Below are 9,321 nucleotides of genomic sequence, written 5' to 3'. Positions count from 1 at the left end.
CGGGTGGACGGCCCAGCTCGCTGCAACCAGTCGCCGTGCGGTACTCGGCTGCAGAACCAGTGCGCCGACGAAGACCACAAATGTTGCGGACACTGCACTCCATTCGCGAACGGGGATGGAGACGTCGACCAGGCGTCCCTGCCGAGCTTGTCCCTGCCGAGCCACGGGATAAACGGCCGCGGCGACCACGAGGCCGGCGGCGTAGGCAGGTGTTCGGCGGTGAGACATCCACTTTTTCACGGGGGCGTCGACAAGTGCACTCAGTATCAGGCCGGTACCTGCTGCGATGACCCGGCCAGTTGTCGAGGGACGCATTCGTCGACAGTATCGCTGCTCGGCGATGCTTCGTGGCAAAGAAAAAGTCCCCGACCAAGACTGGTCGGGGACTTCCCTGGCGGAGGATAGGGGATTTGAACCCCTGAGGGCGTTAACCCAACCCGCGTTCCAGGCGAGCGCCATAGGCCACTAGGCGAATCCTCCGTGGAGCAGCATACCCAATTGCAGGCGTGAAGCGTTAAACGGGTACCTGACCTGCGAAGAACCGGTGGATCTCAGGGTTTGCATCTCCACCCCGGTAGGTGGTGTGCAGCGGCCGACGAAAGCCGTCTACACTGTTCATTGGATCCCGCGCGGCGCGCATCCTGTGAACTCCCCCAGGGCCGGAAGGCAGCAAGGGTCAACGGGCTCTGCCGGGTGCGCGGGGTCCTCTATTTTTTCACATACCCGACCCCGCCTCGTCGGTGAAAGGCCGCTCCGGATGCCTATCCAAACCCAGATCGGGTTGATGAGCCATGAAGAACTCACCTCCGAGCATGAGAGCCAGAGCGCGAAGTACACGCAGCTCCAGGCGCAGAAGCTCGCACTCGATCTGACCCGCGGTAAGCCTTCCCCGGAACAACTCGACCTTTCCGCAGAGCTGCTGACGCTGCCCGGCGACGGTGACTTCCGTGACGGCAGCGGCACCGACTGCCGCAACTACGGCGGACTCACCGGTCTGCCGGAACTGCGCGCCATCTTCGGTGAGCTGCTGGGTATCCCCGTTGCGAACCTTCTCGCCGGCAACAACGCGAGCCTCGAGATCATGCACGACAACGTCGTGTTCTCACTGCTGCACGGCACTCCGGATTCGGCCCGGCCGTGGGCACAGGAAGAGAAGATCAAGTTTCTCTGCCCCGCACCGGGCTACGACCGCCACTTCGCGATCACCGAGTCCCTCGGCATCGAGATGATTGCGGTGCCGATGAACCACGACGGCCCGGATGTCGTCAAGATCGCCGAACTTGTTGCGTCAGATCCGCAGATCAAGGGCATGTGGGCGGTTCCGGTTTACGCGAACCCCACCGGCGCCGTGTACTCCGAAGAAATTGTCCGGACGCTCGCGTCGATGCCGACGGCCGCGCCGGACTTCCGCCTGTACTGGGACAACGCATATGCCGTGCATCCTCTCGTCGGCGAGACCGCACCTTCCTACGACATTCTCTCGATGGCAGCGGAGGCCGGACACCCCAACCGTCCGCTCGTGTTCGCGTCGACGTCCAAGATCACTTTCGCCGGCGCTGGTGTGAGCTTCTTCGGTAGCTCGGCGGAAAACCTTGCCTGGTACCAGAAGTTCCTGGGTAAGAAGAGCATCGGACCTGACAAGGTCAATCAGCTTCGCCACCTGCGTTTCTTCGGCAATGCCGACGGCGTTCGTGCGCACATGGAGAAGCATCGCGCGTTCCTCGCACCCAAGTTCGAGCTCGTACTGCGGATCCTCGAGGATCGTCTCGGTGCTTCGAAGGTCGCGTCCTGGACCGAGCCGAAGGGCGGATACTTCATCAGCCTCGACGTGGTCGACGGCACGGCCAAGCGCGTCATCGAACTGGCGAAGAACGCGGGTATCGCGCTCACCGCTGCCGGATCGGCTTTCCCGTACAGCACGGATCCGGACGACCGGAACATCCGGTTGGCCCCGAGCTTCCCGTCCACGGCTGAACTCGAAGTTGCCATGGACGGCGTGGCGACGTGTGTCCTGCTCGCAGCCACCGAATCGCGTCTCTCCGAGATCTGAGTTCTCTAAGCGGCGTGCCCGGTCGGTACTTTTCGGTCTCGTCTTGTACCGTTCGGAGCATCAATTCCCGACATAGGGTGTAAATCCCGGAGGTTGTAGTGACGGGCGCGATCAACGCTTCGGATGGACCCTCTTTCGAGGCGCACACCGCGAAATCAGAGTCGGTCATCGAAGCTGACATACCGCGACGCAGTCTCCGTGTCGGTGTTCTCGGATTCTCTGTGCTCGGTGTTCTGGCAGTCGCGTCCGTGCTGATGGTTCTTTTCGCCGTGCCGATGAATACGCGGTACTGGGGGATCTTCGAAAATTTCCTCGATCTCGACGTCTACCGCCACGGCGGCAGCGTTGTGGTTCAGGGCCTTCCGTTGTACGACGGGCCAGTCCTGGAAGGGATGATGTTCACGTACACCCCGTTTGCGGCTTTGCTGTTCACGGTGTGGGCGGTGCTCTCGTTCAAACAGGCGATTGTCGTGTGGACGGGTTTGAACATCGCTGCGTTGTTCGCAGTGATCGTGTTGTGCTGGAAGTACCTCGGTTATCGGCTCGACGTGAAGGCTTACGCCGTCAGTGCGTTGGCCACCACGATCTTTCTGTTCATGGAACCGATACGTACGACGCTCTGGCTCGGGCAGATCAACATCTTCCTGCTGCTCTTGATCGTGTGGGACCTCGGTCGGGACGAGAAGAGTCGGCTCCGAGGAATCGGGGCAGGCATCGCCGCCGGTGTGAAGCTCACTCCGGCCTTCTTCTGGGCGTACCTCTTCATCACTCGTCAATGGCGTGCGTTGGTGACGGCCGTCGTGACGTTCGCGGCGACCGTCGCGATTGGTTTCGTCGTGATCTACAACGATGCGTACAAGTACTGGACCGGCACTCTTGTCGACAGCGAACGCGTCGGACCGACGGATGCTCCGAGCAACCAGTCCGTGTCCGGTCTGATTGCTCAGCTCACTCACACTCCGACGCCGTCGCGGGTCCTGGTCCTCGTCTTCAGTGCGCTGGCAGTATGCCTCGGACTCGGTGCCGCGTGGATTGCTCACCGGCACGGCCAGAAATTGCTCGGCCTCACCATGACGGGGTTGACTGCGACCACTGTCTCGCCGTTCTCGTGGGGTCATCACTGGGTGTGGTTCGTCCCGCTGGTCGTCCTCGCCGCGCACTACGCGATGGTGTCGAAGAAGCGCTGGGCGTGGGTGGCGCCGTTCGTTTTCCTGCTCCCAGTCTTGAACTGGTCTCACACCTGGTGGGACCCGTCGGTCATTCCGGGTACGGATCGCTTTGTCGGAATGGGTCTGTTCATGTTCGTGCCACCCGAGTATCTGCGGATTCCGACCGTCGGCGTCTACCTCTGGGTCTTCACGCTTGCCGCGGTCTCGACGTTGGTTCTGTTCGGCTGGAAGAAGTGGAAGATTCCGGCTCCGGATGCGTCGGCGCCGGTCACAACTGCCGCCTGACGTGGCAGTATCGGACTCATGGCACTTCAACTGAACCTTGTCGGTGACCCCGAAGCTGATGCCCTCCTCGCCGAGGACCCGTTGGCGTTGTTGATCGGAATGCTTCTCGATCAACAGGTTCCGATGGAAACGGCCTTCCTCGGTCCGAAGAAGCTGGCGGATCGGCTCAGCGGTATCGACGTCAGGCGTATCGCCGACATGGACACCGACGAGTTCATCGCCATCTGTGCCGAGCCTCCGGCTGTGCACCGATTCCCCAAGTCGATGGGCGAGCGTATCCAGCTCATGTGCCAGTTCATCGTCGAGAACTACGACGGCGACACCGCGGCGATCTGGACTTCGGGAAATCCCGACGGCAAGGAAGTGCTGAAGCGGCTCAAAGCCCTACCCGGTTACGGGGATCAGAAAGCCCGGATCTTCCTGGCGTTGCTCGGAAAACAGATCGGCGTCGAGCCGAAAGGTTGGCGCCAAGCGGCCGGCGACTACGGGCTCGAGGGCTCGAGGCGCTCGATTGCAGACGTGGTCGACGAACAGTCTTTGCTCGAGGTCCGCGAGTTCAAGAAGGCCGCAAAGGCCGCAGCGAAGGCCGACAAGAAGTAAGCCGCTTTCAGGATTTCCGGGACCCGCTCGCACGCACTACTTTCATCAGGTCGCCTGCGGGGCCCTCGAGCTGACGCGGCGGGCGCCACACTGCACGCAGGGATCGGTCGAGTTCCAAGCCTTCGACGGCTACGACCCGAAGTTCTCCCTGCTTCACCTGGTCGTCGACGGCCAGCGTGCTCAGTACCGCCGGGCCGACGCCACCGAGCACGCTGGTTCGAATCGCGGCCGAACTACCCAGTTCCAACAACGGTGCACCGCGCTCGTATTCGTGTAACGCCAGGTCGAGAGTCGTTCTGGTTCCCGATCCGGGCTCACGCACCAGCAGCGGTGTCGCTGCCAGTTCGGCGACGGTCAGCGGCTTTCGTCGACGCGCCCATGGATGATCCGGGTGAACGACCACGACCAGCGAGTCACGAGCGACGGTGACGCTGGGCAGGCTCTTCGGAACGGTCGGTGACTCGACGAATCCGAGGTCACACATTCCTACTTCGACGGCTTCGAGTACGCGTGTCGAGTTGTAGACCTGAAGGTGGACGGTGACACCAGGATGCAGTGATCGAAAGACGCCGAGCCAGGCCGGGATCAGATGTTCGGCGACGGTCATGCTGGCACACACGGTCAATTCCGCGGATCGTTCGGTCCGTATCCCTTCGGCGACGTCGAGAAGCTGCCTCGAGTTGGCGAGGACGCGGCGCGCCCAGTGGACGATGACGGTCCCCTGCGGAGTCAAAGTCGCACCCGTCGACCTTCGGTGTATGAGTGGCATCCCGAGCTGCCGCTCGAGGGCTTTGACGGCGCGGCTGGCATTCGGTTGTGCGATGTGAGCCAGACGGCTTGCAGCACTGAGGCTTCCGTGATCATCGATGCCGACGAGTAGCTCGAGTGTGGTGAGGTCGGGCCACTTTCTGGTCATGCAGACAGGCTATACCCAGCATCTATTCCATATCGATCTGATATGTCGTGATGGTAGAAATCGCCCTACCGGAGCGATGGTGGCTCAAGGACGCTGGATGAGTGAACCGTGATGTGAAGTCCGTGGCCGAGAAACCCGCAGTCGCCCCTTCGTCAGAAGTACGACGGTGGTCGAGTGTCGCTGCATTGGTGCCCGGAGTTGCGTTGTGCGCCTTGGGTGCCACGGTCGCGCTGATAGCCGGTCAGTTCACCTCCGCCGTGAGTCCGTTGCTGATTGCGATCGTGGCGGGTGCGGTGCTGGCGAATACCGTCTCTTTGCCGGCGAAATTCCAACCTGGCCTGGCATTCTCGGCGAAACGGCTACTTCGGGTGGGTATCGCTCTGCTCGGGCTGCAATTGATGTTCTCCGACATCGTCGGTTTGGGTTGGGGAGTGATCGCCGTTGTGGTGGCGATAGTGTTCCTCGGTATCGCCGGGACCATGTATGCCGGAAAGCTTCTGGGATTGAGTTGGTCGCAGAGGATTCTGATTGCCTGCGGCTTCTCGATCTGTGGCGCAGCGGCTGTGGCTGCTGCGGACGGTGTGGTGAATGCGCGAGAGGAAGAGTTGCTGACCGCTGTTGCGCTGGTGGTGATCTTCGGAACTCTGATGATTCCGACGATCCCCTTGCTGGCCGATGCTTTCGGTATGAACGAGATCGAGGCGGGCATGTGGGCCGGTGGGTCGATCCACGAAGTGGCACAAGTAGTGGCTGCCGGCAGCGCTCTCGGCGCCACCGCGTTGGGTGTCGCGACCGTGGTCAAACTTGCGCGCGTATTGATGTTGGCGCCGGTCATGGCGTTTCTGAGCATTCGGCAACGCACGATGGTCGACAACACCGCCACCAAGCGGCCCCCGCTGATTCCGTTGTTCGTCGTGGCATTCATCGGCTGCATGGGTTTGCGCTCCACCGGAATGTTGCCAAATGAGCTTCTCGGATTGGCGAAGACCGTGCAGACGGCGCTGTTGGCTGCTGCGATGTTCGCTCTCGGGCTGGGGGTGCGGCTGAGCGTCATTCGTGGAGTGGGCGCACGACCATTCGTTCTGGCCGCGATTTCCACCGTGTGGGTGGCGACGATCGCCTACGTCGGAGTCGTGCTGGTCAGCTGATCGAGCGTTGAGTCCGCCATGCGCTCGGGCTCGTCGAGAACTGGGTGCGAAACCAGCGCGAGAAACTGCCCTGCGTCGAAAACCCCAGGTGCACCGCCACTTCGGTCAATGAATAGCGAGGGTTGGCGACAAATCGTTCCGCGAGGGTGCTTCGGACCGAATTGAGAACGGCCGTGAACGTATCTCCGGATTCGGCGAGATGACGGTGCAGTGTCCGCCGGTCGAATCCGAGGCTTCGTGCCACCTGCTCGACAGAGCAGCGGCCGGTCGGAAGCAGAACTTCGATCAATTCCTTGGTGCGGCTGAGGGTGTCGGAGGTTTCCGATGCGGGAAGTGAATCGAGGAACTGGCGAGCGTACGGCCGGAGCAACTCGTCGGACAGTTGGTTTGCCGCATCCAGGTCGGCGGCGAAGAAAACGATTCCGGTGAATTCGTGATCGAATTCCACGGTGTCGCCGAGGATTCGTCGATGCGTGCTCGTATCTTTCGGGGCATTGTGCGTGAATCCCACGCTGACCGGATGCCATCGAGAACCCAGGAAACTTCGCAGGATCTGCAGCGTCGCGCCGACTGCGAGTTCGACGCTCTGTCTGGTGTCGACCGGTTCGCCGACCTCGAGCGAGATTCGCAGGGTGGCGAGTCCGTTGACCTCGTTCAGTCGAATGCGTAATGACTCGTTGTACGTGTGCTCGTATCGCATCAATACGTCGAGCGCGCTCCTGACGTCTGGTTCTTCCCTGATGACCAAGCTGAGGGGACCGAGATTGGACAGTCGACGCAGGCCGGCGAGTAGAAGCCCGAAGTCTTCGTGTCCGGACTCCGCTGCCGATCGCTCCAGGAGCGATGCAATGGAGGCGGCCGGTACCCATTGGTCGGGGTTCGCCAGGCTTGCCGGGCTCAGGCCGACACTTCTCATGAGGGCCACAGCGTCCACGTCCACTGTTCGGCACAGGTCGACGTATCGGTTCAGTGACGCGTAGCGGGCGAGTGGCTTCATAGGGCCCCCTTTACTCGATGTCCCGAAATGTTGTGTTGTGTGTCTCGTCAAGTTAAGCATGTGAGCCGGATCTCACATAGTTTTGTTCACATCAGTTCGGCACGACCGCGAAGTCGAGCACCGACTTCTGGAAGTTGTTGCGTACGAATACAGCTCGACCGTAATCGAGTCGAGCCCGCCCACAGAATTGGAGAGCATTGATGGCAAACGCCATTCGGTTCCACGAGATCGGCACACCGTCCGTCATGCGTTGGGAAGAGATCGAGGTAGGACGACCCGGTGCCGGAGAGGTTCGGGTTCGTCATGAAGCGGTGGGGTTGAACTTCGCCGACACCTACTTTCGAAGTGGCCTCTATCCTGCGCAATTGCCTGCCGGGATGGGCGTTGAGGGCGCCGGTGTGGTCGAAGAGATCGGCGAGGGAGTAGTCGATTTTGCAGTGGGGGACCGTGTGACCTACACCGGCAGTCCGCTGGGTGCGTACGCCACCGAGCGGATCATGGCGTCGTCCGACCTGATCGCGCTACCCGACGGCATTGCCTTCGACACCGCGGCCGCCATGACCATGCGAGGACTGACTGCCGCCTACCTTCTGCGCCGCATCTACCCGTTGAAAGCGGGAGACACCGTGTTGCTGCATGCTGCGGCGGGCGGGGTTGGACTGATCTTCACCCAGTGGGCAAAACTGTTGGGAATCAAAGTGATCGGAACGGTCTCGAGCGACGAGAAGGCGAGCGTTGCCCGAGCTCACGGGTGCGATGAAGTCGTCATCTACACCCGCGAGGACGTCGTAGCGCGTGTCAAGGAGATCACCGGGGGCGTCGGCGTGCCGGTTGTCTACGACAGTATCGGGCAATCCACGTTCGACATCTCTCTCGATTGCCTTGCCAGGCGCGGGCTGCTGGTGTGCTTCGGAACGGCGTCCGGGCCGACTCCGCCGATTCAGGCAATGCAGTTGGCCGTCAAGGGATCTCTCTTCCTCACACGTCCGGCACTTGCCGATTACATCGCGGATCCCGAGGAACGTGCCGAATTGGCGGGCGAACTGTTCTCACACGTCGAATCCGGGCGAATCAAGATCGAGATCAACCAGCGATACCCCCTCGAAGATGCGGTGCGTGCGCACCACGACATGGAGTCCGGTCGCAGTATCGGTTCCTCCGTCTTCTCCGTCTGAACCGAAACAGCACTTCCCAGAGGAATTGTCATGACCAACACCGCAACGTTGACAGAAAACCTTCCCTCGTCGACCAGCATGATCCACGTCGAGAAATTGACCTGTTCGATCGGGGCAGAGTTGTCCGGGGTGGATCTCGGCGAGGTCGCGCGAGATGCTGCACTCTTTGCCCAGATCAAGGGATTGCTGCTCGAGCACAAGGTTCTGTTCTTTCGCGACCAGAACTTCTCCAAAGCCGAGCACGTAGAGCTTGCCCAGCGATTCGGGGAGCTCGAGGATCATCCGGCACTGGGCAGCGACCCCGACCACCCGGGCCTGGTCCGCATCTACAAAGACCTGGACAGCCCGCCGGAGCATTTCGAGAATGCGTATCACTGCGACGCCACCTGGCGCGTGAACCCGCCCATGGGATGTGTATTGCGTTGTGTGGAAACACCTCCGGTCGGCGGCGACACGATTTGGGTGAACATGGCACTCGCCTACGAGAATCTGCCGGCGCGGGTCAAGGAGCAGATCAAGGATCTGCGTGCCAGGCACAGTATCGAGTCGACCTTCGGCGCTCGGATGCCGATCGATCAGCGGCACCAGCTGAAGGAACGCTTTCCCGACGCCGAACATCCCGTGGTACGAACACATCCGGAGACCGGCGAGAAGATTCTCTTCGTCAATTCGTTCGCCACACACCTCGTGAACTATCACACGCCCGAGAACGTCCGCTACGGAATCGATTACGCCCCCGGTGCCGGAAACCTGCTCACCTACCTGGCCAGTCAGGCCCAGATTCCCGAGTATCAGGTTCGGTGGCGCTGGACCGAGAACAGCGTCGCGATCTGGGACAACCGGTCGACACAGCATTACGCGGTGCAGGACTACTGGCCCGCGGTTCGAAAGATGGAGCGCGCCGGAATCATCGGCGACGCACCGTTCTGATCTCTCTTCCCAGCCCCGAAGATAATTCATTCACTCGATCGGAGTCACACT

The 9,321-nt window shown here is 61.2% G+C and carries 9 protein-coding genes, 1 tRNA gene and 1 other RNA gene; 7 read left to right on the top strand and 4 right to left on the bottom strand.

What is annotated here, in order from left to right; translation table 11 throughout:
* A partial coding sequence (locus tag ACKAMS_RS21045; protein ID WP_408989473.1) for a hypothetical protein occupies positions 1–315 on the bottom strand: 315 nt, incomplete at its 3' end.
* Positions 316–392: 77 nt separating this feature from the next.
* Positions 393–480: transfer RNA gene (locus tag ACKAMS_RS21040), tRNA-Ser, on the bottom strand.
* 136 nt (positions 481–616) lie between these two features.
* Between ACKAMS_RS21040 and ffs the strand changes: the two genes are divergently transcribed.
* From ffs to ACKAMS_RS21020, 4 genes are all read left to right on the top strand, one after another.
* Positions 617–716: signal recognition particle sRNA small type (gene ffs, locus ACKAMS_RS21035), an RNA gene on the top strand.
* A gap of 41 nt (positions 717–757) precedes the next feature.
* Entirely contained in the window at positions 758–2,050 is a 1,293-nt protein-coding gene (locus ACKAMS_RS21030; protein ID WP_019746524.1) for an aminotransferase class I/II-fold pyridoxal phosphate-dependent enzyme, read from the top strand.
* Between the two features lie 98 nt (positions 2,051–2,148).
* On the top strand, positions 2,149–3,504 hold the full coding sequence (locus ACKAMS_RS21025) for a glycosyltransferase 87 family protein (protein WP_020968199.1): 1,356 nt from the start codon (positions 2,149–2,151) through the stop codon (positions 3,502–3,504).
* Positions 3,505–3,522: 18 nt separating this feature from the next.
* Positions 3,523–4,104 (top strand): HhH-GPD-type base excision DNA repair protein, encoded by a 582-nt coding sequence (locus tag ACKAMS_RS21020; protein ID WP_019746526.1) that lies wholly within the window; start codon positions 3,523–3,525, stop codon positions 4,102–4,104.
* Between the two features lie 7 nt (positions 4,105–4,111).
* Here the strand turns inward: ACKAMS_RS21020 and ACKAMS_RS21015 are convergent, their stop codons facing one another.
* Positions 4,112–5,020: a LysR family transcriptional regulator gene (locus tag ACKAMS_RS21015; protein WP_408989472.1), complete on the bottom strand. Its 909-nt coding sequence runs from the start codon at positions 5,018–5,020 to the stop codon at positions 4,112–4,114.
* Between the two features lie 101 nt (positions 5,021–5,121).
* Here ACKAMS_RS21015 and ACKAMS_RS21010 point away from each other — a divergent pair, with 101 nt between their 5' ends.
* Positions 5,122–6,168 (top strand): YeiH family protein, encoded by a 1,047-nt coding sequence (locus ACKAMS_RS21010; RefSeq protein ID WP_020905890.1) that lies wholly within the window; start codon positions 5,122–5,124, stop codon positions 6,166–6,168.
* On the opposite strand, the gene ACKAMS_RS21005 is transcribed toward ACKAMS_RS21010, so the two are convergent.
* Complete coding sequence (locus tag ACKAMS_RS21005; RefSeq protein WP_021342611.1) at positions 6,161–7,165, bottom strand: AraC family transcriptional regulator; 1,005 nt, start codon at positions 7,163–7,165, stop codon at positions 6,161–6,163. The two genes, ACKAMS_RS21010 and ACKAMS_RS21005, sit on opposite strands and share 8 nt — an antisense overlap.
* 200 nt (positions 7,166–7,365) lie before the next feature.
* Here ACKAMS_RS21005 and ACKAMS_RS21000 point away from each other — a divergent pair, with 200 nt between their 5' ends.
* Positions 7,366–8,340, top strand: a complete 975-nt coding sequence (locus ACKAMS_RS21000) for a quinone oxidoreductase (RefSeq protein WP_003943928.1) — start codon at positions 7,366–7,368, stop codon at positions 8,338–8,340.
* 30 nt (positions 8,341–8,370) lie between these two features.
* Complete coding sequence (locus ACKAMS_RS20995) at positions 8,371–9,270, top strand: TauD/TfdA family dioxygenase (protein WP_019746531.1); 900 nt, start codon at positions 8,371–8,373, stop codon at positions 9,268–9,270.
* The last annotated feature ends 51 nt before the right edge of the window (positions 9,271–9,321 follow it).

This window comes from Rhodococcus sp. 5A-K4 (assembly GCF_046097995.1).
Taxonomy (GTDB): Bacteria; Actinomycetota; Actinomycetes; order Mycobacteriales; family Mycobacteriaceae; genus Rhodococcus_F; species Rhodococcus_F erythropolis.
This window is presented reverse-complemented; position numbering and strand designations above follow the sequence as displayed.

Excerpts from the sequence above, each read along its gene's own strand:
- ACKAMS_RS21030 (WP_019746524.1), top strand. The coding sequence starts at position 758 with ATGCCTATCCAAACCCAGATCGGGTTGATGAGCCATGAAGAACTCACC.
- ACKAMS_RS21020 (WP_019746526.1), top strand. The coding sequence starts at position 3,523 with ATGGCACTTCAACTGAACCTTGTCGGTGACCCCGAAGCTGATGCCCTC.
- ACKAMS_RS21015 (WP_408989472.1), bottom strand. The coding sequence starts at position 5,020 with ATGACCAGAAAGTGGCCCGACCTCACCACACTCGAGCTACTCGTCGGC.
- ACKAMS_RS21005 (WP_021342611.1), bottom strand. The coding sequence starts at position 7,165 with ATGAAGCCACTCGCCCGCTACGCGTCACTGAACCGATACGTCGACCTG.
- ACKAMS_RS21000 (WP_003943928.1), top strand. The coding sequence starts at position 7,366 with ATGGCAAACGCCATTCGGTTCCACGAGATCGGCACACCGTCCGTCATG.
- ACKAMS_RS20995 (WP_019746531.1), top strand. The coding sequence starts at position 8,371 with ATGACCAACACCGCAACGTTGACAGAAAACCTTCCCTCGTCGACCAGC.